The 22,566-nt window shown below is 61.9% G+C and carries 23 protein-coding genes; 19 read left to right on the top strand and 4 right to left on the bottom strand.

Annotated features, from left to right (window positions below; all coding sequences use genetic code 11):
- Nucleotides 1–657: a hypothetical protein gene (locus ASE71_RS15300; RefSeq protein ID WP_060516314.1), complete on the top strand. Its 657-nt coding sequence runs from the start codon at nt 1–3 to the stop codon at nt 655–657.
- Nucleotides 658–682: 25 nt separating this feature from the next.
- Here the strand turns inward: ASE71_RS15300 and ASE71_RS15305 are convergent, their stop codons facing one another.
- Nucleotides 683–1,960 carry a D-alanyl-D-alanine carboxypeptidase family protein gene (locus ASE71_RS15305; RefSeq protein ID WP_082566262.1) on the bottom strand — a complete coding sequence of 426 codons (1,278 nt, stop codon included), beginning with the start codon at nt 1,958–1,960 and terminating at the stop codon, nt 683–685.
- Between the two features lie 245 nt (nt 1,961–2,205).
- On the opposite strand from ASE71_RS15305, the gene ASE71_RS15310 reads away from it, so the two are divergent.
- Nucleotides 2,206–3,237 (top strand): polysaccharide deacetylase family protein, encoded by a 1,032-nt coding sequence (locus ASE71_RS15310; RefSeq protein ID WP_060516553.1) that lies wholly within the window; start codon nt 2,206–2,208, stop codon nt 3,235–3,237.
- Between the two features lie 414 nt (nt 3,238–3,651).
- On the opposite strand, the gene pdxH is transcribed toward ASE71_RS15310, so the two are convergent.
- Nucleotides 3,652–4,341, bottom strand: coding sequence for a pyridoxamine 5'-phosphate oxidase (pdxH, locus tag ASE71_RS15315; RefSeq protein WP_082566261.1), 690 nt, complete (start codon nt 4,339–4,341; stop codon nt 3,652–3,654).
- 71 nt (nt 4,342–4,412) lie between these two features.
- Here pdxH and ASE71_RS15320 point away from each other — a divergent pair, with 71 nt between their 5' ends.
- The 4 genes from ASE71_RS15320 (at nt 4,413) to ASE71_RS15335 (ending at nt 7,835) form a co-directional block, all read left to right on the top strand.
- Nucleotides 4,413–4,865 carry an RT0821/Lpp0805 family surface protein gene (locus ASE71_RS15320; RefSeq protein WP_060516312.1) on the top strand — a complete coding sequence of 151 codons (453 nt, stop codon included), beginning with the start codon at nt 4,413–4,415 and terminating at the stop codon, nt 4,863–4,865.
- A 219-nt stretch (nt 4,866–5,084) separates the two neighbouring features.
- Nucleotides 5,085–6,176 carry a DnaJ C-terminal domain-containing protein gene (locus tag ASE71_RS15325; RefSeq protein WP_060516310.1) on the top strand — a complete coding sequence of 364 codons (1,092 nt, stop codon included), beginning with the start codon at nt 5,085–5,087 and terminating at the stop codon, nt 6,174–6,176.
- Nucleotides 6,177–6,384: 208 nt separating this feature from the next.
- Complete coding sequence (gene fabI, locus ASE71_RS15330) at nt 6,385–7,203, top strand: enoyl-ACP reductase FabI (RefSeq protein WP_034801205.1); 819 nt, start codon at nt 6,385–6,387, stop codon at nt 7,201–7,203.
- A gap of 47 nt (nt 7,204–7,250) precedes the next feature.
- Nucleotides 7,251–7,835 (top strand): histidine phosphatase family protein, encoded by a 585-nt coding sequence (locus tag ASE71_RS15335; RefSeq protein ID WP_060516309.1) that lies wholly within the window; start codon nt 7,251–7,253, stop codon nt 7,833–7,835.
- 156 nt (nt 7,836–7,991) lie between these two features.
- On the opposite strand, the gene ASE71_RS15340 is transcribed toward ASE71_RS15335, so the two are convergent.
- A complete protein-coding gene (locus ASE71_RS15340) occupies nt 7,992–8,252 on the bottom strand; it encodes a DUF1344 domain-containing protein (RefSeq protein WP_034801209.1) in 261 nt (86 codons plus the stop codon).
- A 296-nt stretch (nt 8,253–8,548) separates the two neighbouring features.
- On the opposite strand from ASE71_RS15340, the gene ASE71_RS15345 reads away from it, so the two are divergent.
- The 3 genes from ASE71_RS15345 (at nt 8,549) to ribB (ending at nt 14,080) form a co-directional block, all read left to right on the top strand.
- On the top strand, nt 8,549–11,728 hold the full coding sequence (locus ASE71_RS15345; RefSeq protein ID WP_060516308.1) for an EAL domain-containing protein: 3,180 nt from the start codon (nt 8,549–8,551) through the stop codon (nt 11,726–11,728).
- 114 nt (nt 11,729–11,842) lie between these two features.
- A complete protein-coding gene (gene aroC / locus ASE71_RS15350) occupies nt 11,843–12,940 on the top strand; it encodes a chorismate synthase (protein WP_060516307.1) in 1,098 nt (365 codons plus the stop codon).
- Nucleotides 12,941–12,979: 39 nt separating this feature from the next.
- Nucleotides 12,980–14,080, top strand: coding sequence for a 3,4-dihydroxy-2-butanone-4-phosphate synthase (gene ribB, locus ASE71_RS15355; RefSeq protein ID WP_060516306.1), 1,101 nt, complete (start codon nt 12,980–12,982; stop codon nt 14,078–14,080).
- Between the two features lie 129 nt (nt 14,081–14,209).
- On the opposite strand, the gene ASE71_RS15360 is transcribed toward ribB, so the two are convergent.
- The gene (locus ASE71_RS15360; RefSeq protein WP_034801218.1) at nt 14,210–14,740 is read right to left on the bottom strand and encodes an invasion associated locus B family protein; all 531 of its coding nucleotides are present in this window, start codon (nt 14,738–14,740) and stop codon (nt 14,210–14,212) included.
- Between the two features lie 366 nt (nt 14,741–15,106).
- On the opposite strand from ASE71_RS15360, the gene coxB reads away from it, so the two are divergent.
- From coxB to ASE71_RS15410, 10 genes are all read left to right on the top strand, one after another.
- Complete coding sequence (gene coxB, locus ASE71_RS15365; RefSeq protein WP_034801222.1) at nt 15,107–15,988, top strand: cytochrome c oxidase subunit II; 882 nt, start codon at nt 15,107–15,109, stop codon at nt 15,986–15,988.
- A gap of 20 nt (nt 15,989–16,008) precedes the next feature.
- Nucleotides 16,009–17,697 (top strand): cytochrome c oxidase subunit I, encoded by a 1,689-nt coding sequence (gene ctaD, locus ASE71_RS15370; protein WP_034801224.1) that lies wholly within the window; start codon nt 16,009–16,011, stop codon nt 17,695–17,697.
- A 98-nt stretch (nt 17,698–17,795) separates the two neighbouring features.
- Complete coding sequence (locus ASE71_RS15375) at nt 17,796–18,752, top strand: heme o synthase (RefSeq protein WP_034801469.1); 957 nt, start codon at nt 17,796–17,798, stop codon at nt 18,750–18,752.
- Entirely contained in the window at nt 18,752–18,892 is a 141-nt protein-coding gene (locus tag ASE71_RS35775) for a hypothetical protein (protein WP_043619862.1), read from the top strand. Before ASE71_RS15375 ends, ASE71_RS35775 begins: the two co-directional genes overlap by 1 nt.
- 11 nt (nt 18,893–18,903) lie before the next feature.
- Nucleotides 18,904–19,497 (top strand): cytochrome c oxidase assembly protein, encoded by a 594-nt coding sequence (locus ASE71_RS15385; RefSeq protein WP_060516305.1) that lies wholly within the window; start codon nt 18,904–18,906, stop codon nt 19,495–19,497.
- Between the two features lie 64 nt (nt 19,498–19,561).
- Complete coding sequence (locus ASE71_RS15390) at nt 19,562–20,440, top strand: cytochrome c oxidase subunit 3 (protein WP_034801236.1); 879 nt, start codon at nt 19,562–19,564, stop codon at nt 20,438–20,440.
- A 99-nt stretch (nt 20,441–20,539) separates the two neighbouring features.
- Nucleotides 20,540–21,028 carry a L,D-transpeptidase family protein gene (locus ASE71_RS15395; RefSeq protein ID WP_060516304.1) on the top strand — a complete coding sequence of 163 codons (489 nt, stop codon included), beginning with the start codon at nt 20,540–20,542 and terminating at the stop codon, nt 21,026–21,028.
- A complete protein-coding gene (locus tag ASE71_RS15400) occupies nt 21,025–21,408 on the top strand; it encodes a DUF983 domain-containing protein (RefSeq protein ID WP_034801241.1) in 384 nt (127 codons plus the stop codon). Before ASE71_RS15395 ends, ASE71_RS15400 begins: the two co-directional genes overlap by 4 nt.
- Complete coding sequence (locus ASE71_RS15405) at nt 21,377–22,144, top strand: SURF1 family protein (RefSeq protein ID WP_060516303.1); 768 nt, start codon at nt 21,377–21,379, stop codon at nt 22,142–22,144. The genes ASE71_RS15400 and ASE71_RS15405 overlap by 32 nt, the downstream gene beginning before the upstream one ends.
- A 54-nt stretch (nt 22,145–22,198) precedes the next feature.
- Nucleotides 22,199–22,564: a DUF1304 domain-containing protein gene (locus ASE71_RS15410; RefSeq protein ID WP_060516302.1), complete on the top strand. Its 366-nt coding sequence runs from the start codon at nt 22,199–22,201 to the stop codon at nt 22,562–22,564.
- Nucleotides 22,565–22,566: the final 2 nt, after the last annotated feature.

Here is a 22,566-nt window from a genome sequence, read left to right on the forward strand (position 1 = left end):
ATGGCGGTCTTCAAGCTGTCCTTTCTGTCGCCGAAGACCGCCACACCGACGCACGAACTGAGGTTTGATCGCGACGCCACCGAGATCGCGCGGGCGTTGGACCTGCAAAACGGCGTCTTCCTGGATCATGCCTGCTACCGTCTGGATCAAGACGACCTGACGCTGCTGGCGTCGGCCGTCGGGCTTGCCTTGCCAGAAACAGGCGAGGAAGCTGAGCTTCGGCGGCTGCATGCGCTCGATACCGTGCCCTATCTGGTGCACACCGGCTATGAGCTTCCGCTGATGCTGGAAGGGCGCAAGCCCTTCGCCTTCTTCAGCGACGATGCCGCGTCGCCCTGGCTTGCCGAAACCAAAGAGTTGTTCGCGCCGCACGTTGCCGACGGAACTTTGCTTGCGGACGTGTTCGAGTTCTCGCGGATGTGCCCGACAACGACCGGTGGCGAGAAGGAGCAAAGGGTTCTCTACCTCACCTATGCGTTGCCGGGAGAAGAGTGGCGTTTCGAGCGCTTCAGGCAACGCTGCCACCAGCTCTTTTGCAATTGGCGCCCATGGACGGCAGAAGACGAGCGCGAGGAGGGGCTGCTGCTTGGCTATAGCCACGAGCAGTGCGACTGGTGGCTCGCCAACCGCTTCCGTAGAGCCGTCGTGCAAGAGTGACGAAGGCTCTGAGGCCGGCGGCCAATCAGCCGCGCGACGGCAGCATCATGCAGTCATAGGAGCGCTCTTTGAGGGCATCGCAGGCTGCTGCTGCCGCGTCGCGGCTCGAAAAGCCGACGAAGCGGGCGCGGTAGATCGCTTTGGCACCCTTACCGACGGCTTCCGTGTAGGGCGTGGCGCCCGCGAGCGGCGCACCGGCTTCCGAGCGCGCCTGCGCCAGCAGCATGCGCGCAGCCTCGGCTGATGGTGCCGCCGAAATCTGGATCTGCCAGCCGCCTGACGCAGCCGGAACTGCAGCCGTCGTTTCGATCTCGGCAAGCTCCGTCGGCCGTTCCGCGGGGATGGCGGACGTCGATGTCGCTGTAATCACGGCAGCAACCGAATCCCGCTTGGCCCGCTGCGGTGCGGTGTAGGGCATCGGAACCTCGGATGTCGCGACCGCGGCTACTTCGACGGGGGCTTCAATCGTCTTGCCGCCGCGCTTGGATGCCACCAGCTGCCGTCCGCCCTTGGCTGCCTTGCCGACATGGCGATCGAGAAGGGCCGCCATCTTGGCGTCGCGGCTGCGCGCCGTCTTGCCGCCGAGAACGACGCCGACCACCCGGCGATTGCCGTCCTTGACGGCGCTGACGAGGTTGAAGCCGGAGGCATTGGTGTAGCCGGTCTTGATGCCGTCCATGCCATCGTAGCGGTACATCAGGTTGTTGTGCCCCCGCACCTTGCGGCCGCGGAAATTGAAGCTTTCGGTCGCAAACAGCCGGTACTCCCTGGGGAAGTCGCGCATCAGCGCCACGGCGAGCGTCGACATTTCACGCGCCGTCGTCACCTGCTTGCTGGCAGGCAGGCCGGAGGCATTGATGAAGATGGTCTTGCTCATGCCGAGCTGACGCGCCTTGGCGGTCATCATGCGGGCGAAATTCGCCTCGGAGCCGCCGAGCTTCTCGGCCATCGCTGCCGCGGCATCGTTGCCCGAGCGCACGATCATGCCGAGGACCGCCTCGCGCACGGTGATCGTCATGCCGGATTTGAGGCCGAGCCGCATCGGCGGCTTGGCGGCCGCCGCCTTCGAAACCTTGATCTTGCTGTCCCAGGAAAGCTTGCCACTCTTCAGCGCCTCGAAGGCCATGTAGACCGTCATCATCTTGGTCAGGGAGGCAGGATGATTGAGGACATCGGCGTTTTCAGACGAGAGGACCTTGCCGGTGCGTGCATCGAGCACCAGCGAGGCGCTTCCGGCGACGGCTGTCGCCGTCCCGAGCGCCAGTGCGAAGGTCGCCAGCAGGAGGCAGCGCAAAGTTTTCATATCGATCCCCGTCGAGTAGCGCCCTCGGCAAGGCGCAAAGCTGTTTCGTTTTGTGACAAGATCCGTGTCTTTGCTGCAACTTTAGGGCGGAATGTGGCGAGCCGACCTTGTTTTCGAGGTTGTGGTAAATGGCCGATGAACGCTCTCCCCGTTCAACAAGGTTTAACGCCCTCGCCGTTAACTTTCCAGGCTGTTAGTCCGCGCCGGAGTCTCGCGGGCCAGATTTGGGGGCGACCATCAAGGGCATGATCAGGACGATTGTTCGCCGCGCCGCAATTGCCGGTGGGCTGGAAGTCGCGGGGGGGCTGAGCCGCGCCGGGCTGATTGCCAGCGCGCGCGGGCAGGGGGCGATCTTTACCCTGCATCATGTCCGGCCGAAATCTGCCCGTGCCTTCGATCCCAATGCGCACCTGGAAATCACGCCGGAATTCCTCGATGTCGCGTTGAGGACGCTGAAGCGCGACGGCTATCGCTTCACCCCGCTCGAACACTTGCCGGAGGCGCTGGCCGCCAAAGGTGGGCCGGTCGCCTGTTTTACCCTTGATGACGGCTACCGGAACAATCTCGAGCACGCGTTGCCGGTCTTCCAGCGCCACCAGGCGCCATTCACGGTGTTCGTTACCGGCGGGTTCGTCGATCGCACACATACGCTTTGGTGGGAGACGCTTGCCGATATGCTCGCAACGAGCGAGAAGCTGCGCTTTGACTTCGGCCGTGGCGTAGAAACATTGCAGGCGTCGACCACGGCCGAAAGGCAGGCCGTCTTCAATCGCATTGCGGCGTTCATTCACGGCCATGATGAGGCAAAGGCGATCGCTTCCTTGAACGCTGCAGCCCTCGATGGCGGCATCGATCCGCAGGCGATAACCGAACGCCTCACACTGGACGAGGCCGGTTTGCGGCGCCTGATCGAAAGCCCTATCGCGAGCCTCGGCGCCCACACGATCAGCCACCGCGCGGTCGCGCGCCTGACGGATGCTGAGGCGCGGCGGGAGATCGAGGGATCGCTGCGGCGCGTCGAGGCGATCACCGGTCGGCCGCCCCAGACTTTCGCCTATCCCTATGGCGACGCGCCGGCGGTATCCGCACGCGACCATCGCATCGTCGCCGATTTGGGTTTCACCCTGGCCGTCACCACCCAACCCGGCACGCTCATCGCTCGCGCGAAAGCCAGCCTTTATGCGCTACCGCGCATTTCTCTGAACGGCCATTTCCAGCGCGCCCGCTACGTTTCGGCTCTGGCCTCCGGCATACCGTTCCGCCTGGCGGCCGGCTAGAAAAGGCGACTTGGGCAGCCGAGTGCTTCGACGTCAATTGAAGGCAAAAGCCATGAGAATGCTGTCCTGGTAAACACCGTCGTGTTTCCAGTCGCGAACACGCGGCCTTCGATCTGGAAGTCAAACTGCGCGTAAAACGCCCGGGCGCGATGCAGGACTGTCATGTATGCGGCATCCGTCGAAGGGTGGTGCGCTTAGCCGTGAAAGCCAGCGGCCTTCCTGGGCGACGTCATCGAGGCAGCGGTGACAACCGGCTATATCGTCGAGCGTCGCGTCACGAACATCGATCGTCATCAATAGGCGTTCAACGGAAATGCCCGGCTCGGGCCGGGCAAAAGACAAAATCCGCTCGGCCACCTGCATAGCCGAGCGTCGTGATTGCATTTGGCGCCTCTCTTGCGACGGACGCGCGGCTTATGGGTACATACGCACCTTTTCCCAGCCGCCTTCGGGTGCCTCGCGGCGAAACTCCATCCGGTCATGAAGCCGGAAGGGGCGGTCGTGCCAGAATTCGATCGACGTCGGGCAGATGCGGAAGCCTGACCAATAGCTTGGGCGCGGGATTTCGCCGAGCGCGTGGCGGGCCGTGTATTCGGCAACGGCCTTTTCCAGCGCGAAGCGGCCTTCGAGTGGCCGCGACTGCTTCGAGGCCCAGGCGCCGATGCGGCTGCCGCGCGGCCGGCTCTTGAAATACTCGTCGGCCTCCTCGTCGGTGACGATCTCGACCGGGCCGCGCACGCGCACCTGCCGACGCAGCGATTTCCAGTGGAAGCACATCGCCGCCTTGCGGGCGCCGAGGATCTCCTCACCCTTCTGGCTTTCGAAATTCGTGTAGAAAACGAAGCCGCGCTCGTCGAAACCCTTGAGCAGCACCATGCGGACATTCGGCAGTCCGTCGGCATCGACGGTTGCGAGCGCCACCGCATTCGGGTCGTTGATCTCGCTACCTTCCGCGTCCTTCAGCCATGTGCCAAACAGGGAAAAGGGTTCATTTGATTCGGTGAAGTCACCGCTTGTTAACTCATTCGCCGCCATATTGCGTTCCAATGCCGTGATGTCTGGCGCGGAAATACTTCGGGATGAGCCCGACCGGTGTTTCCGCATCGAAAATGTCGGAGCCTGTATGTTGACCTTGTCGAGAAACGTGCGGCTCCAGCGAGTCTGACAGGATTGCCGTGCAAGACATAGCAAAGTGGATCGACGCCAAGAAGGGGTATTCCTTCGCCTTGCTGCGTAGCGCGGCAATTTGCCTGCCGGTCCTGGCGCTGTCCGGCTGCATGGGGGCTGGCCTCGACTTTTTCGGCAGCGGAGTCGACCGCACGGTTTCGACGGGCACAGTTCCCGTTGCCAAGACCTCCGATGGCCTTTCCGATGCGGTGATGGTTCGCAACGCCGTGACATCGGCCGAGCTCAACAGCGGCGCCATCAATCCTATTCCCTGGGCCAATGCGACCTCCGGCAGTGCCGGTGTCATCAGCAGCATCCAGGAAGACCGCGCCAGCGGCATGCTCTGCCGCCGATTCACCACGACGCGTCATTCCTACGAAGGCATCGCCAAGTTCGACGGCAGCACTTGCCAGGGCGGCGACGGCGCCTGGTATCTGACGAGCTTCGGCCCGCGCGCCTGAGCGAGCGTTCGACGCAAGCCGTTGAAATCGGTGATTAACCACGTTTTGGCAAATGCGCGCATGACGGCCGGCGTTGCCGTCTCAACGGCCACATGAGGCCGCGTGGCTAACCACTATTTAGCAACTTCTCCGGATCATCGGCGTTCAGTGGACGGGCGACAATGGCGCCTGCAATCGGGGCAAAGGCGGGCATCAGGGAGAGGCCGCCGATCAGAGAAGATGGTAGAAACCATGCGTGATCCCTACGTGATCCTCGGGGTCCGGCGCAATGCCGGGCAGGATGAAATCAAGGCCGCCTGGCGTTCGCTGGCAAAGGCCGTGCATCCGGACCATAACCAGGACGATCCCAACGCCGCGGAGCGTTTTGCCGAGGCCGGCAAGGCCTATGAGCTGCTGCGCGACCCGAAGCTCAGAAGCCGCTACGACTACGCGCGCCGCGAAGCCGAGCTTCGTCGCATGGAGGCGATGAAGGCAAAGATGCGGCCTCAGGAAGAGGCGCCGGTCGACGCCGAGACCGCCGAGGACGCCATTTCACAGATTTTCGGCGCGGAGACCCGCAGCAAGTCGGCCCGCCCATCGCCGAAGCCGACGCCGAAACCATCGCCCAAGCCGGCTGCGGCAGCAAAGGAGCCGGAGCGCCCGGCCCAGGCTTCCGAAAGCAAGCCGGAACCAGCCCCCGAGCCGCAGCAGGAAAGCGCTCTCAAGACAGAGACTCCGCTGATGCAGCGTGCAGCCGCACCGGCCGCCGAGCTTGTGGCGGCGATCGTCCGGCGGATCCGGGGTCGCGCGGCAAAGACGGCCGAGAAGGTCCCGGATCTTCCTGTCGATCTCGCCGTCAGTATTGACGACCTGATCAACCGCCAGCGCCTCTCCGTCGAGCTTCCCGACGGCGAAAGCCTGAAGGTGCAGATCCCTCCGGGTGCCGTCGACGGTCAGAGCATTCGTCTGGCGGAGCAGGGCTATCGGGTGACGGGCATGACCCGTGGCGACGTCGTCGTCACGCTCAGGGTCGACCAGGGCGGGACGTTCCGCGCCCGCGGCCTCGATCTCATGACCACCTTGCCGATCGATCTGCAGGGCGCCGTGCTCGGCTGCGAACAGGTGCTCGAAACCCCGGTCGGGCAGGTTACGGTGGTCGTGCCGGCCTGGTCCGGCTCCGACAAGGTCATCCGCCTTGCGGGCAGGGGGATGCCCGGTGCTTATGGTACGCATGGCGATCTTCTGGTCGAATTGCGGCTGGTCCTGCCCGAGGCGCCCGACGACAAGATCACCGATCTGATGAAGTCGCAGCGCGACGGCCTCTATCTGTGACAGGCCATTTGTGACAGTTCGCTGACACACTGAACCAATATTACGGGGACTAACAGTTCCTGATCTCAGCCGTGCTTGAACCACCCTTGCGGCTATGCCATAGGCAATTCTCGACATTTTGCCGCACCCGTTCTCGTGGGGCGTCTGTGACATTTTTGATCTTTGGCACCGGCGACGGCCGATGCTGGAATAGTATTGGGGACTTACCATGGCTCAGGCATCCGGTCTGATGAAGGGCAAGCGCGGCGTCATCATGGGCGTTGCAAACAACCGTTCCATCGCATGGGGCATTGCCAAGGCCATCCACGCGCAGGGTGGTGAAGTTGCGTTGACCTATCAGGGCGACGCTCTGAAAAAGCGCGTCGAGCCGCTGCTCGCGGAAATCGACGGCTTCATGGCCGGCCATTGCGACGTCAGCGACGAAGCCACCATCGACGCGGTCTTCGACGCGCTTGAGAAGAAGTGGGGCAAGATCGATTTCGTGGTGCATGCGATCGGCTTCTCCGACAAGGACGAACTGACCGGCCGCTACGTCGATACCTCGGCCGACAACTTCGCAAAGACGATGCAGATCTCGGTCTACTCCTTCACTTCGGTTGCCCGTCGCGCTGAAAAGCTGATGACGGACGGCGGATCGATGCTGACGCTGACCTATTACGGCGCCGAAAAGGTCATGCCGAACTACAACGTCATGGGTGTCGCCAAGGCTGCTCTGGAAGCAAGCGTCAAGTACCTCGCCGTCGACCTCGGCCCCAAGAACATCCGCGTCAACGCGATTTCCGCAGGCCCGATCAAAACGCTGGCCGCCTCCGGCATCGGTGACTTCCGCTATATCCTCAAGTGGAACGAGTACAACGCGCCGCTGCGCCGCACCGTCACCATCGAGGAAGTCGGCGACGTCGGCCTCTACATGCTTTCGGACCTGTCGCGCTCGGTTACCGGTGAAGTGCACCACGCCGACAGCGGCTACCATGTCGTCGGCATGAAGGCTGTGGACGCGCCCGATATCTCCGTGATCAAGGACTGACCGAACCGCCAAGGCGGATTCGGCAGCCTGCTGCCCGGAGACATGTTGTGCTGATCTATGTGATCCGTCACGGACAGACAGACTGGAACGCCGAAAGCCGGCTCCAGGGGCAAAAGGATATCCCTCTCAATGACTTCGGTCGCCAGCAGGCGACCGGCAACGGCGTGGCGCTTGGAGGCATCCTCGGCGCAGACGCCCGGCACTTCGACTTCGTCGCCAGTCCGCTCGGCCGCACGCGCGAGACCATGGAGCGTGTCCGGCAGGCCATGGGGCTCGATCCGGCCGCCTACCGCACCGACGAGCGGCTCAAGGAAGTTTCCTTCGGCGATTGGGAAGGGCACACGCTGCCAGAACTCAAGCGCTCGGCGCCACAGAGGATCGCCGAGCGGCGCGCGGTGAAATGGGACTTCATTCCGCCCGGTGAGGATGCCGAGAGTTACGAAATTCTGTCCTGGCGCATAGCCGCCTGGCTCAGGGACGTGACGAAGCCAACGGTCTGCATCAGCCACGGCGGCGTCATTCGCGTGCTCTTCAAGCTTTTCGGGGAAATGGAAGCCGAGGAGGCCGCGACCGCGGCGATCCCGCAGGACCGCCTTCTGCGCATCTCCGGCAATGCCATCGGCTGGGTCTGATAGCCTGAAGCGTAGGGCGTAGATTGGCGCAGCGACGCGCAAAGCGCTTCACATGGATGCCCGCGCGAGGGGCATCCGATAAAAGGTCATTTTCCAGAAATGTGAAAATCCGGTTCGCGCGAACCGCGCAGCGGCCTGTAGGAAAGGCCGCGCTTTCTATTGAACGATTTCGAGATCGTTGATGACCCGCTTGCCGTCCACTTCCGTGTAGAAGACGAGAACCTTTACGCCGGCCTTCAGGCCCTCGAAATTGAATTCCTCGGGCGCCTGATAGTTCTTGCCGTCGTCAAGCGACAGGCTCAGCCTTTCGGTATCAACACCCGTAATGGTAGCTTCAACGTCGGCGCTTTCGGCAAGGGCGGACAAGGGGGAGAGCAGCCCTGCGGTGGCCATGAGTGCGGCAATAACAAAACGCATTCTTCTTGCCCTCTTCAACGTTTCTGCGAACATCCTTGTCACTCCCCTTTGATCCCCGATTGTGGCAAAAATTGCCTTGCGGCGTGGCTTTTGGCCGGACGCCCCCGCTTTTTTGATGGTCTATCCGAACTCTGGAGACTGGACGGCGGTACCGTATTTTTCAAGCGGGCAGGGGCCGAACTCCGGGTATCGGCGGGGTGGTTTCCCCATGAATTATAGGGTTTGCCAAGGAATTGTGACGAAAGCCAATCTTAAGACTCGCTCGCTACCTTTGGTTGGGGATCGAGGGGAAGAGATTGAAGATCATTGATGTTCTGCGCCAGCGCATTCGGGCCGCCGCCAGATTTGCGAAACCCTCGCTCATTCCGGCGGCGATCGCGGGCCTCGTCGTGTTTACGGGCGGGCATGTCTATGAGCGGCAAAACCGTGAAAACTTCCAGAACGACCTCAGGATCGACGTCGAGAACGAACTGAACCTCATTGCCAACCGCCTGCAATCGGAGGTTAACACCAGCATTGCCGCGCTGAACGGTTTTGCCAACAGCATCGGCGTGCATCCGGCCATGACAACAGACGATTTCACCGTCATGGCGACGAAGCTCCTCCTGCAGAATCCGCAAATGGTGCGCGCCTCGGCAGCGCCCGGTGGCGTCGTGCGGATCGCCTTTCCGCGCGAGAGCCAGCAATGGTTCGTCGGCAGCGACTTCAAGCGATTCGGCGCGACAAGACATGCCATCGAGCGCGCGTCCTCGACGGTCAGGCCGGTGATGATCGGCCCGATCCGGTTGCCAAGCGGTCGCAATGGTTTCGAGCTGTTCCTGCCAGTCTTTTCCAAGATCCAGGGACGCATGGAGCGTTGGGGCTACGTCGAGGCCATACTCGACGAGAAGGCGCTGTACCGCGCCGCGCGCCTGCTCGAGTCGGGCGGCGAGGCGCCGGAACTGGCGCGGGACCACCGCCATGTCGACGTTCACCTGGCGATCCGCGATATTTCCGAGCCGGACCGCATACAGGATGCGTTCTATGGCGACGACGCTCTTTTTCGCGCTGCGCCGGTCAACCGCCGGTTGGAGCTAGCAGGCGGCGTGTGGGAGCTAGCGGCCATGCCCGTCGGTGGATGGCAGCAGCTTCCCGAAAACAGCATCTTCATCCAATTGGCGATCGCTGTCGCCGTCACGGTGGTGGTTATCCCGATCCTCCTGGCTGGCGGCCTCGTCAACGAGCGACAGCGCAACATCGCCAAGCTGAAGGCGCGGGAAGGGGAGGTGATGACGCTGTCTCACCGCCTGAACCTCGCGCTCGACGCGTCGAAGATCGGTATCTGGGAAATCGACGTCGAGAGCCAGCAGCGTTCCTGGGACGACCGGATGTTCCACCTGCATGGACTGGAGGTGCATCTGGACGAGCCCACGTACGACGAGTGGCGCGCGACCGTGCATCCCGACGACATAGGTATTGCCGCCAATGCGCTGTTCCGTAGCCTCGATGACGGCCTCGAGTACCGATCGCAGTATCGTGTCATTCTGCACGACGGTACGGTGCGCCACATCCGCAATGTCGGGTCCAGCCACCGCGGCGCCGATGGCCGCGCCAAGGTCACCGGCATCAGCTGGGATGTCAGCGACGATGTGCTGAAGAACGAGCGGCTGAGTGCGGCCAAGGCACAGGTCGACCAGCAGAACCTTGAGCTCGAGCAGGCGCTGAAGGGTCTCTACGAGCGTGAACAGGATCTAGAGCTCCTGTCACGACGTCTCGACCTCGCTCTTGATTCCTATCGCTGCGGCATGTGGGAGGCCGATCTCGACAACAACGTCGCCTATTGGGACGAGCGCATGCATCAGCTCTACGGGCTGGTCTATACCGACGGCGCCACCAACGAGCAGACATGGCTTCAAGCGCTGCACCCCGATGACCGGCAGCCGGCGCTCAACGCGGTCAATCGCGCCATCGAAGCGGACGAAACCTATGTGCATCAGGTGCGGGTGATATTGTCGGCCGGAACGGTTCGCCACATCCGCTCGGTCGGCAAGCTGCACGTCGCCCCGGACGGTGCACGGAAATTCGTCGGCATGGCACTCGATGTTACCGACGACGTTCTGATGACGGAACAGTTGCGCGCGGCTAAGGCCATGGCGGACGCAAAGAACGCCGAGCTGGAGCAGGCCCGGGTTCGCATCGAGCACAACGCACTGCATGACCCGCTGACAGGGCTCGGCAACCGCCGCATGCTCGACAAGGCGCTGGAGCGACTGACCCTGGACGCCGGCAGCGACCGTGAGGACATCGCCATCCTTCATATCGATCTCGACCGGTTCAAGCAGATCAACGACACCCTGGGTCACGCAGCCGGCGACGCCATGCTGATCCATGCCTCGGAGATCCTGCGGGCGAACACATCGTCGGGCGACATCATTGCCCGCATCGGTGGCGACGAGTTCGTTGTCGCCGTTACCGGTGAACAGGGCGAGGCGACGCTTGCTGCCCGTTGCGACCGGATCATTGCCGCGATGCGGCAGCCGGTCGACTACAACGGATTTCCCTGCCGCTTTGGTGTCAGCATCGGCGTGGCCGTCGGGCATGGCGCCGACATCGACGCGCGCAAGCTGCTCGTCAACGCCGATATCGCGCTCTATCGCGCCAAGGAGGCGGGCCGGAACCGCTACCAGTTCTTCACCGAGGTGCTGCAGGCGGAAGTGGTGACCGCCAAGCGCATTGCCGACGAGATTTTGGAAGGCATCGAGCGCGACGAATTCGAACCCTGGTATCAACCGCAGTTCGATGCGACGACGCTCGCGCTTTGCGGCGTCGAGGCACTGGTGCGCTGGAGGCATCCGCGCGAGGGCATATTGACGCCGGATCGTTTTCTCGGCATCGCCGACGAACTCAACGTGACGGCGATGCTCGACCGTCTCGTTCTGGAGAAATCTCTCACCGATCAGATGCGATGGGCAGCGGCCGGCATTCGGGTTCCCAAGATCTCGGTCAATGTTTCGGCCAAGCGGCTGCAGGACGACGACCTGCTGTCCTCGCTTGAAGGCTTGAGCATCACGCCCGGACAGATCTGTTTCGAACTGGTGGAGTCGATCTTCCTCGACGAAAGCGACGATATCGTCGCCGCCAACATCGAGGGCATCAAGAAGCTCGGGATCGATATCGAACTCGACGATTTCGGCACCGGCCATACCTCGATCGTCAGCCTTTTGAAGATCAAGCCGAAGCGGTTGAAGATCGACCGCCAGCTCGTCGTTCCGGTTTTGAGCGCCCGCAGGGAGCAGGCGTTGGTGCGCTCGATTATCGAGATTGCCCGCTCGCTCAATATCGAGACCGTGGCCGAGGGCGTGGAAACCATGGCGCATGCCGAAATGCTCGGCATTCTGGGCTGTGATGTGCTGCAGGGCTACGCATTTGCCCGGCCGTTGAGCGCGGAGAAGTTTCTCGCCTTTGCAACCGAACGCGGCTTGCGTCTGGCGTCGTGATGAAGGAGGTCGCGTCAGGTCGCAAAAGCCTTTCCCCATCTCCGGCTTTCCACTAAGAGAAGGCATCCGCGTACAAAACGTACGGCCGTTGCTTGCTTAGGGTCGGTTGCCTTCATGTCGCATAACACTTTCGGTCATCTCTTCCGCGTTACCACCTGGGGCGAAAGCCACGGGCCGGCGCTCGGCTGCGTCATCGACGGCTGCCCGCCCGGCATCCGTTTCACGCTCGCCGAACTCCAGGTATGGCTCGACAAGCGCAAACCCGGCCAGTCGCGCTTCGTGACACAGCGCCGCGAGGACGATCTGGTCAAGGTTCTCTCCGGCGTCATGTTCGACGAGGACGGCGAGACGATGATCTCGACCGGAACGCCGATCTCGATGTTGATCGAAAACACCGACCAGCGCTCGAAGGACTATTCCGAGATCGCCAAGCGCTATCGCCCGGGCCACGCCGATTACACCTACGATCTGAAATACGGCATCCGCGATTATCGCGGTGGCGGCCGTTCCTCGGCGCGCGAGACCGCGGCGCGCGTCGCTGCCGGTGGTGTTGCCCGCAAGGTCGTGCCGGGTCTCGTCGTGCGCGGCGCGCTCGTGCAGATCGGCAAGCACAAGATCAACCGCGCCAACTGGGATTGGAACGAGGTCGACAACAACCCCTTCTTCGCACCGGATCCGGAGATCGTGCCGGTCTGGGAGGAATATCTCGATAGCATCCGCAAGTCCGGATCCTCGATCGGTGCCGTCGTCGAAGTGGTTGCCGAGGGCGTGCCCGCCGGCATCGGTGCGCCGATCTATGCCAAGCTCGACCAGGACATTGCCTCGAACCTGATGTCGATCAACGCGGTCAAGGGCGTGGAGATCGGCAACGGTTTCGGTGCGGCCGAAATCACCGGTGAGGAAAACGCCGACGAGATGCGCATCGGCGCCGATGGCAAGCCTGTCTTCCTGTCGAACCATGCTGGCGGTATTCTTGGTGGCATCGCCACCGGCGAGCCGGTGATCGCGCGTTTCGCCATCAAGCCGACCTCGTCGATCCTCACCGAGCGACGCTCGGTCGACAGCGACGGCAACGAGGTCGATGTGCGTACCAAGGGTCGCCACGATCCGTGCGTCGGCATCCGCGCCGTGCCGATCGGCGAGGCGATGCTTGCCTGCACGATCGCCGATCACTACCTGCGTGACCGCGGCCAGACCGGCCGCCTCAAGTAATTCGGCTTCAACCGGCCCAGACAATTCGGGAAGAACACCATGTCCTATGATCAGAAGCGTGTCGTCGATGCCATTCGCGCCTTTGAGGCCGGCGAAATCGTCGTCGTCACCGATGACGACGGCCGCGAGAACGAGGGCGACCTGATCGTCGCGGCGGTGCATTGCACGCCGGAAAAGATGGCCTTCATCGTGCGCCACACTTCGGGCATCGTCTGCACGCCGATGCCGCGCGAGGAGGCCAAGCGCCTGAACCTCAACGCCATGGTGGCGGAAAACGATTCCGCGCACACCACCGCCTTCACAGTCTCGGTCGACTTCAAGCACGGCACGACGACGGGCATTTCCGCCGACGACCGCACGCTGACGGTACGCAACCTCGCCAATCCCAATGTCGGGCCGACGGACTTCGTTCGCCCCGGCCACATTTTCCCGCTGGTCGCGCGCGAAGGCGGCGTTCTCATGCGCTCCGGCCATACGGAAGCTGCCGTCGACCTCTGCAGGCTCGCCAGCCTGCCGCCGATCGGCGTCATCTGCGAACTCGTCAATGACGACGGAACGGTCATGCGTGGGCCGCAGGTGGCGAGCTTCGCCGACACCCATGGCCTGAAGCAGGTTTCGGTCGCCGATCTCATCGCCTATCGCCAGCGCAAGGAAACGCTGATCGAGCATGGCGGCTCCTTCGATATCGAGACGCCCTATGGTGCGGCCAAGGGACATTCCTATTCTCTGCCCTGGGATCCGATGCAGCATCTCGCCGTCGTCTTTGGCGACATCCGTGATGGCGTCGATATCCCGGTTCGCCTGCATCTCGAAAATGTCGGCGCCGACGTCTTCGGCAGGGACTGCCAGATCGACCGCATCATGAAGCGCATTGCCGACGAGGGCAGGGGGGTCATCGTCTATCTGCGCGAAGGCTCGGTCGGCGTCGGCGTGTCGCAGACGGCGCGCAAGGGCAAGCACGAGCGCGAAGCGCACGACGAGGCGCAGGCGCGCGAAAACGAGTGGCTGGAAATCGGCCTCGGCGCGCAGATCCTGAAGGATCTCGGCATCAGCTCCATCAGGCTGCTCGCCTCGCGCGAACGCCACTATGTCGGCCTCGAAGGCTTCGGCATCAAGATCGTCGGGACCGACATCATCTAAAGACGCGTCGCTCTCGCATGCATCAGGCCCGGATCATCGATCCGGGCCTCGTTTTTTATGCTCGGCGGCGGCCAACAAAAAGCCGCGCTCGAAGCGCGGCTTTTTGTTTGTCCTTGAATTTGTCGCCGTTCAGGGCAGCGCGTCGTAGCCTTCGCCGAAGCCCTTGAGGTCGACAGGGATGCCGATGCCTTCTTCGGGCGACTGGAAGACGATGAAGGTCGCCGTCGCACCGGAACGGAAGGTCTTCAAGAGTTCGTCCTCAAGCACCACTTCTGCGTAGCAGCCGTCGGAGAAGCAACGCACGAAATAGGCGCGGCCGATATCCTTGCCGTCGACGTTCAGGCCGAGGCCGTTCGGCAGAAGCACGCCGAGCGGAGCGAGTACGCGCAGGATCTTGGCCTTGCGATCCGCAGTCTTCAAAACGACCACCGACAGGCCAACTTCGGGCCGGTCTTCGGCGATGACGTTTTGCATCAGCGCGCACTGGTCAGCGGAGGCGCCCGGCGGCTGATCGCAGACGATCGACCATGCGCCATGGTTGGACTTGACCGTGCCGGGTGTTCCGGCGGGCTGCTGGGCCAGGCTTTGAGCCGGGAGAGCGAGAACGGCAAGGCCGAAGGCGGCGAAGGCCGACAGTCGGGAAAAGAGGGGCAGGCCCATGTAAACCTCAAAACGTCGAATCATCAGGGCTATTCTTGAAGCGCGCAGGAATAAATGAAAAGCCCTGCGGGGCACATTCCAGCGCCATATGGCGGAAATTGGGCGGGTTGGGCGCCCTATCCGGCGCGCCGCCGTCAAAGCGCTGTGCAATCGGATCGCCAAGCGCGCAGAAGAGCTCCTATAGGTGGTTTCGCCACGGGTTTCGAGGGGTGCCTGTGTGAAAAGCTGCGTTTGTGCAAAAATGCCGCATGGGGTTGATTGGTCAGATGTTGCGGCATCGGACAAACTGTGGTTTGAAGCGCAGCAGTATCGCAGGGATTCTGCGTTCCGGTTTGATCCTGATCAAGCGCATTGGGGAGACACATTGTGAAAAACAAGGCTTATGCAGTTCTGGCAGCGCTTGCCTGTCTGCTTTTTGCTTCGAGCGCCTTTGCTGACAAGCCTGTCGAATGGCAGACGAATTTTCAGACGGCCGCTACGGGCATCATGGAAGAAATCACGTGGTTTGAACATTATACCCTGTGGTTCATCATTCCGATTACTCTCTTCGTTCTCCTCCTTTTGATCATCGTTGTGATCAAGTTCCGCGAAAGCGCGAACCCGGTTCCGTCCAAGACCAGCCACAACACCGCGATCGAAGTCGTCTGGACCGTCGGTCCGGTCGTCATCCTTCTCTTCCTCGCCATTCCGTCCTTCCAGCTCCTGACCGCGCAGCTGACGCCGCCGGCCAATCCGGACCTGACGCTCAAGGCGACCGGCAACCAGTGGTACTGGTCCTACGAGTATGAAGTCGGCGAAAGCCCGCTCACCTTCGACAGCATCATGATGAAGGAAGAAGATCGCGCGACGCTCGGCAAGGAAGACAAGAAAGAATATCCGCGCCTGCTCGCCGTCGACAACGAAGTCGTCGTGCCGGTCGGCAAGACGGTTCGTGTTCTCGTCACCGCTGCTGACGTGATCCACGCTTTTGCAATGCCTGCCTTTGGCGTGAAGATCGACGCCGTTCCCGGTCGCCTGAACGAAACCTGGTTCAAGGCCGAGCGCGAAGGTCTCTACTACGGCCAGTGTTCCGAGCTCTGCGGTAAGGACCACGCTTACATGCCGATCGCCATCCGCGTGGTTTCGCAGGAAAAATACGACACCTGGCTCGCAGCCGCCGCAACGAATGTTGGCGATGCGAACAAGGCGCTCATGGCGTCCATCGACTCGGCCAAGACCGTCGACGTCGCCGCTAACGCCGCACAGTAATCGGAAGGGGAGCTCGACCCATGGCTGGAACAGCCGTTCATCACGACCAACGCCATGATCACTCCGATCATGGCCACGCAGACCATGCGCATAAGCCTTTGAGCTTCTTCCAGCGCTGGTTCCTGTCGACCAACCACAAGGACATCGGCACGCTCTACCTGATCTTCGCGATTTTCGCGGGCATCATCGGCGGCACGCTGTCCATCTTCATGCGCGCCGAGCTCCAGGAGCCAGGCATCCAGATCTTCCACGGCCTGGCGCAGATGGTTTACGGCTTCGAGGGCGATGCTGCCATCGACGGCGGCAAGCACATGTTCAACGTGTTCACGACCGCGCACGCGCTCATCATGATCTTCTTCATGGTCATGCCGGCGCTGATCGGTGGCTTCGCCAACTGGATGGTTCCGATCATGATCGGTGCGCCGGACATGGCGTTCCCGCGCATGAACAACATCTCCTTCTGGCTGATCATTCCTGCCTTCCTGCTCGTGCTGCTTTCGATGTTCGTCGAAGGCCCGGCCGGTGCCTACGGCGCAGGGGGAGGGTGGACGATCTATCCGCCATTCTCGACATCGGGCATGCCAGGACCGGCGATGGACTTCGTCATCCTCGGCCTGCACATTGCCGGCGCGTCCTCGATCCTCGGTGCGATCAACTTCATCACCACGATCCTGAACATGCGCGCTCCGGGCATGACGCTGCACAAGATGCCGCTCTTTGCCTGGTCGGTTCTGATCACCGCCTTCCTGCTTCTGCTCTCGCTGCCGGTTCTGGCAGGCGGCATCACCATGCTGCTCACCGACCGCAACTTCGGCACGGCCTTCTTCGCGCCTGAAGGCGGCGGCGACCCGATCCTGTTCCAGCACCTGTTCTGGTTCTTCGGTCACCCGGAAGTTTACATCCTGATCCTGCCGGGCTTCGGCATCGTCAGCCACATCGTTTCCACTTTCTCGCGCAAGCCGATCTTCGGCTACCTCGGCATGGCCTACGCCATGGTCGCGATCGGCGCCGTCGGCTTCATCGTGTGGGCACACCACATGTACACCGTCGGCATGTCGCTCGACACGCAGCGCTACTTCGTCTTCGCGACGATGGTCATCGCTGTTCCGACGGGCGTTAAGATCTTCTCGTGGATCGCGACGATGTGGGGTGGTTCGATCCGCTTCACGACCCCGATGGTCTGGGCGATCGGCTTCATCTTCCTGTTCACCGTCGGTGGCGTCACGGGCGTTCAGCTCGCCAACGCCGGCCTCGACCGCTCGCTGCACGACACCTACTACGTGGTCGCTCACTTCCACTACGTTCTGTCGCTCGGCGCTGTCTTCGCAATCTTCGCTGCCTGGTACTACTGGTTCCCGAAGATGACCGGCTACATGTACTCCGAGTTCGTCGGCAAGCTGCACTTCTGGGTCATGTTCATCGGCGTGAACCTGATCTTCTTCCCGCAGCACTTCCTCGGCCTCGCAGGCATGCCGCGCCGTTACATCGACTATCCGGATGCCTATGCCGGCTGGAACATGGTTTCGTCCTACGGCTCCTACATCGCAGCCGTCGGCGTCCTGATCTTCCTCTTCGGCGTCTTCGAAGCCTTCGCCAAGAAGCGCGTCGCTGGCGACAACCCGTGGGGCGAGGGCGCGAACACTCTGGAATGGCAGCTGTCTTCGCCGCCGCCGTTCCACCAGTGGGAACAGCTCCCGCGCATCAAGTGACGGGCAACGAACAGAAGCCGCCGGTTCCGGCGGCTTCACCCCGCCGGGCAACCGGCGACACACGGCCCTTGCGGCCGGGACTTTTGCAGGGACAGGACATGACGGTCATCGACAATCACGAAGCAGTCGGCATGGAAGGCGTACCGCGCCTGTCCGAAGCCTCTGCGCGCGATTACTTCGAGCTTTTGAAGCCGCGTGTCATGTCCCTGGTCGTCTTCACGGCATTCGCCGGGCTGGTGCTGGCACCAGGACACATCAATCCTTTCATCGGTTTTATTGCCATCCTCTGCATCGCTGTCGGCGCTGGCGCCTCGGGCGCGCTGAACATGTGGTATGACGCCGACATCGACGCGGTCATGACCCGTACCGCCAAGCGCCCGATCCCGGCAGGCAAGATCCTGCCGCAGGAAGCGCTGGCATTCGGCCTGACGCTGTCTGCTTTTTCCGTGATCATCCTCGGGCTCGCCGTCAATTGGCTCGCAGCCGGGTTGCTCGCCTTCACCATCTTCTTCTACGTGGTCATCTACACGATGTGGCTGAAGCGCTCGACGCCGCAGAACATCGTCATCGGCGGTGCTGCCGGCGCTTTCCCACCGATGATCGGCTGGGCCTGCGTGACCGGCGCCGTGTCGGTGGAGAGCATCGTGCTTTTCCTGATCACCTTCCTGTGGACCCCGGCGCACTTCTGGGCGCTCGCCCTCTTCAAGATGGGCGACTACGGCGCTGTCGGCGTACCGATGATGCCGAATGTCTGCGGCCAGGCGACCACCAAGAAGCAAATCGTCATCTACGCCGTTCTGACAGCACTTATCGGCATCTGTCCCACCTTGCTCGGTTTTGCGAGCATTGGTTACGGCGCAGTCGCAGCGGCCCTCGGCCTTGGCTTCGTGTGGTACTCGATCGGCGTGTTGCGCATGCCGGAATCAGATGAGCGCATGCTGCCGGCCAAGAAGCTCTTTGCCTTCTCGATCATGTATCTGTTCGTGATCTTCTCCGCCCTGATGGCGGATCACCTGATCGTCAATATCTGGCTGAATGCCGGGAGTATTGCCTGATGGAAACCGTCAAGCTCACTGATGCCCAGAAGAAATCGCGCCGCGGCCGCAACATCGCGCTCGGCTTCGTGCTCTTCGGCCTCGTCGTCCTCTTCTACATCGTCACGCTGATCAAGTTCGGCAACGGCATGGTCAACTGAGGCGAAATGGCATGACGAAATCACCGCAGACCACAAGCTCGCAGCGCTCCAACCGCGTCGTCGTCGGCACTTGCCTCGCTTTCGTTGGCGGCATGGTGGGCATGGCCTATGCGGCTGTACCGCTTTACGACATGTTCTGCCGCGTCACCGGCTATAACGGCACGACGCAGCGCGTCGAGCAGGCGTCCGACGTCATCCTCGACGAGAAGGTCAAGGTCACCTTTGACGCGAACACTTCGGGGGGCCTGCCCTGGGAGTTCAAGCCGGTCCAGCGCGACATCGACATCCGCATCGGTGAAACGGTGCAGGTGATGTACAAGGCAAAGAACCTGTCGTCGAAGCCGACGACGGGCCAGGCGACCTTCAACGTCACGCCGATGCAGGCGGGCGCCTATTTCAACAAGGTCCAGTGCTTCTGCTTCACCGAGACGACCCTGCAGCCGGGAGAGGAGATGGAGATGCCGGTGGTATTCTTCGTCGATCCGGACATGGTCAAGGCGGTGGAGACCAAGGACATCAAGACGCTGACCCTTTCCTACACCTTCTATCCGCGCGAACCGTCGAAACCGGTCGCGCAGGTGAAGACGGAAGAGAACAAACTTTGACTGGAGGTCCTTTTCGGCTATGCCGGAAGGGCGACAAGAGAGAGACATATCGGGGATTACTGACATGGCCGGTGCGCATCAGAAGAATCACGACTACCACATCATCGACCCGAGCCCCTGGCCGCTGCTTGCTTCCATCGGCGCCTTTGTCATGGCGTTCGGCGGCATCTGCTACATGCGTTACCTGTCGGGTAGCTCGCTGAAGATCTTCGGCCTCGAGCTTGCCAACGTCTGGATCCTGCTCGCAGGCCTCATCATCGTGCTCTACACCATGTACGGCTGGTGGTCGGACACGGTGAAGGAAGCGCACGAGGGCCACCACACCCGCGTCGTTTCGCTGCATCTGCGCTACGGCATGCTCATGTTCATCGCTTCTGAAGTGATGTTCTTCGCGGCCTGGTTCTGGGCCTTCTTCGATGCGAGCCTGTTCCCGGGCGAAGCCATCCAGGCAACCCGCGCTACCTTCACCGGTGGCGTCTGGCCGCCGAAGGGCATCGAAGTGCTCGATCCGTGGCACCTGCCGCTCTACAACACCGTCATCCTGCTTTTGTCGGGCACGACGGTGACCTGGGCGCATCACGCGCTGCTGCACAATGACCGCAAGGGCCTGATCAACGGCCTGACGCTGACGGTCGTGCTCGGCGTGCTGTTCTCCTTCGTCCAGGCGTACGAATACGCCCACGCTCCCTTCGCCTTCAAGGACTCGATCTACGGCGCGACCTTCTTCATGGCGACCGGTTTCCACGGCTTCCACGTTCTGGTCGGCACGATCTTCCTGCTCGTCTGCCTGTTCCGCGCACTGCGTGGTGACTTCACACCGAAGCAGCACTTCGGCTTCGAAGCGGCCGCCTGGTACTGGCACTTCGTTGACGTCGTCTGGCTGTTCCTGTTCTTCTCCATCTACATCTGGGGAAGCTGGGGCGCGCCGATCGCGCACGGCTGATAGCGCGAGCATCTAAGTCAAGGAACAAGGCGGTTGCAGTCATGCAGCCGCCTTGTTCTTTTGGTGGTGTGCCGCCGATCGGCTTGATGGGAGACGGAAATGAGGTTGGCCTTGGTGGCTGCGACGCTAGTGGTATCCGGCGGTTTTCCCGCTGCGGCGGCCGATAGCGCGGACAGGGTTGTCGTGCACAAGGAGCGGCGGCTGTTGCAGCTCTTCCAAGGTGACCAGGTGATCCGTGAATACACGGTTGCGCTCGGCGGCAACCCCATCGGTCACAAGCGTCAGGAGGGAGACCAGAGGACGCCGGAAGGGCTCTATTCTCTCGACTGGCGCAATCCCGGCAGCGGTTTTTACAAGTCCATCCACGTCTCTTATCCGGCGCCGGCCGATGTCTCTGCCGCTGCCGCGAACGGTGTCGATCCGGGCGGCATGATCATGATCCATGGCCAGCCCAATTATTTCGGCTGGCTGGCCTTTTTGACGCAGCGCTTCGATTGGACGAATGGCTGCATTGCCGTTACCAATGCCGAAATGGAAGAAATCTGGGCCATGGTTCCCAACAACACGCCAATCGAGATCAAGCCGTGAGTGAAGACAAGGCACATTTCCCGCCGGTTGACCCGGTGATGACCGGGATCAAGGGGCTTTGCCCGCGCTGCGGCCAGGGCAAGCTTTTCGACGGGTTTCTGAAGGTCAAGCCTGCCTGCGCAAGCTGTGATCTCGACTACAAGTTCGCCGATGCCGGCGACGGTCCGGTGGTCTTCGTGATCCTGATCGTCGGCTTCATTGTCGTCGGCGCGGCGCTCTGGGCGGAGGTCAACTTCAACCCGCCGCTCTGGCTGCATTTCATCTTGTGGATCCCGCTTGCGGTGATTTTCAGCCTCGGCCTGACGCGGATGCTGAAGGGTATCCTGATCAACCTGCAATATCGCAACAATGCGCGTCCCGGCGAGATCGACCGTGGCTGAGATCGCGACCAGCAAAAAGCGTGGCCTGATCGGCCGCATCGGCACGTTGCTGCTGCTCGTCGCGACATTTGCCATTCTTGTCTCTCTCGGTACCTGGCAGATGCAGCGGCTACACTGGAAGGAAAGCTTGCTTTCGGCCATGGCCGAGCGCAGGTCTGCGCCGCCGGCGACGCTTGCCGAGATCGAGAAGATCCTCGCTGATGGTGGCGACATCGACTACCGCACGGTTTCGGTGACCGGTGGGTTCGACCACACCAAGGAGCGGCATTTCTTCGCGACGTTCAATGGCCGCACCGGCTATTACGTCTTCACGCCGCTACGGCTGGACGACGACCGTTTTCTTTTCGTCAATCGCGGTTTCGTGCCTTTCGAGCAGAAGGATGCGTCGACCCGGCTTGCCGGCGAGCTTCCCGCCTTCGTCGGCGTTCATGGTCTTGCAAGGCCGAAGCTTGACGGAAAGCCGTCGTCGCTCGTTCCCGACAACGACCTCGCCAAGAACATCTTCTACTGGAAGGATCTCGACACGATGGCGTCTTCCGTCGGCCTTCCCGCCGACAAGGTCGTGCCCCTGTTCGTCGATGCCGATGCGACGCCCAATCCGGGCGGTCTGCCGATTGGCGGTGTCACCCAGTTCGACCTGCCCAACAACCACCTGCAATATGCGCTGACCTGGTATGGGCTGGCAGCGGCTCTGGTGTTGGTCAGCGGCATCTATGCAACGCGCCGCGGGCGATAGTCTCGCGTTTGCCGTCATGCTAACCGTGTGGGACGAACGGCGGTGGGAGCAATTATGACGATCATTGCAAACATATTGATTGCTTTGACCGGCTTGCTGCATATCGGTTTTCTGGTGCTGGAAATGTTCCTGTGGACCGGGCCGAAGGGAAGGGCCGTGTTCCGCATGACGGCCGAGCAGGCCGAGACAACACGGGTGCTCGCGGCCAACCAGGGGCTCTACAACGGCTTTCTTGCCGCCGGTCTGATCTGGTCGTTGATCCAGGCGGAAGCCGCCTTTGCCTTTCAGCTGAAGGTGTTCTTCCTTGTGTGCGTGGTCGTTGCCGCTATATATGGCGCGTGGTCGGTCAAGCCGCGCATCCTCCTCATCCAGGGCGGCCCGGCAATCGCAGCGCTCGTTTTCCTACTAATGGCATCCTGATC

Source organism: Ensifer sp. Root954 (assembly GCF_001429005.1).
Lineage (GTDB): Bacteria > Pseudomonadota > Alphaproteobacteria > Rhizobiales > Rhizobiaceae > Ensifer > Ensifer adhaerens.

Bases quoted from the DNA above. Each gene is read 5' to 3' on its own strand.
- ASE71_RS15300 (WP_060516314.1), top strand. From the start codon at position 1: ATGGCGGTCTTCAAGCTGTCCTTTCTGTCGCCGAAGACCGCCACACCG.
- ASE71_RS15305 (WP_082566262.1), bottom strand. From the start codon at position 1,960: ATGAAAACTTTGCGCTGCCTCCTGCTGGCGACCTTCGCACTGGCGCTC.
- ASE71_RS15310 (WP_060516553.1), top strand. From the start codon at position 2,206: ATGATCAGGACGATTGTTCGCCGCGCCGCAATTGCCGGTGGGCTGGAA.
- pdxH (WP_082566261.1), bottom strand. From the start codon at position 4,341: ATGCGGAAACACCGGTCGGGCTCATCCCGAAGTATTTCCGCGCCAGAC.
- ASE71_RS15325 (WP_060516310.1), top strand. From the start codon at position 5,085: ATGGTAGAAACCATGCGTGATCCCTACGTGATCCTCGGGGTCCGGCGC.
- fabI (WP_034801205.1), top strand. From the start codon at position 6,385: ATGGCTCAGGCATCCGGTCTGATGAAGGGCAAGCGCGGCGTCATCATG.
- ASE71_RS15340 (WP_034801209.1), bottom strand. From the start codon at position 8,252: ATGCGTTTTGTTATTGCCGCACTCATGGCCACCGCAGGGCTGCTCTCC.
- aroC (WP_060516307.1), top strand. From the start codon at position 11,843: ATGTCGCATAACACTTTCGGTCATCTCTTCCGCGTTACCACCTGGGGC.
- ribB (WP_060516306.1), top strand. From the start codon at position 12,980: ATGTCCTATGATCAGAAGCGTGTCGTCGATGCCATTCGCGCCTTTGAG.
- ASE71_RS15360 (WP_034801218.1), bottom strand. From the start codon at position 14,740: ATGGGCCTGCCCCTCTTTTCCCGACTGTCGGCCTTCGCCGCCTTCGGC.
- ctaD (WP_034801224.1), top strand. From the start codon at position 16,009: ATGGCTGGAACAGCCGTTCATCACGACCAACGCCATGATCACTCCGAT.
- ASE71_RS15375 (WP_034801469.1), top strand. From the start codon at position 17,796: ATGACGGTCATCGACAATCACGAAGCAGTCGGCATGGAAGGCGTACCG.
- ASE71_RS35775 (WP_043619862.1), top strand. From the start codon at position 18,752: ATGGAAACCGTCAAGCTCACTGATGCCCAGAAGAAATCGCGCCGCGGC.
- ASE71_RS15385 (WP_060516305.1), top strand. From the start codon at position 18,904: ATGACGAAATCACCGCAGACCACAAGCTCGCAGCGCTCCAACCGCGTC.
- ASE71_RS15390 (WP_034801236.1), top strand. From the start codon at position 19,562: ATGGCCGGTGCGCATCAGAAGAATCACGACTACCACATCATCGACCCG.
- ASE71_RS15395 (WP_060516304.1), top strand. From the start codon at position 20,540: ATGAGGTTGGCCTTGGTGGCTGCGACGCTAGTGGTATCCGGCGGTTTT.
- ASE71_RS15405 (WP_060516303.1), top strand. From the start codon at position 21,377: ATGCGCGTCCCGGCGAGATCGACCGTGGCTGAGATCGCGACCAGCAAA.
- ASE71_RS15410 (WP_060516302.1), top strand. From the start codon at position 22,199: ATGACGATCATTGCAAACATATTGATTGCTTTGACCGGCTTGCTGCAT.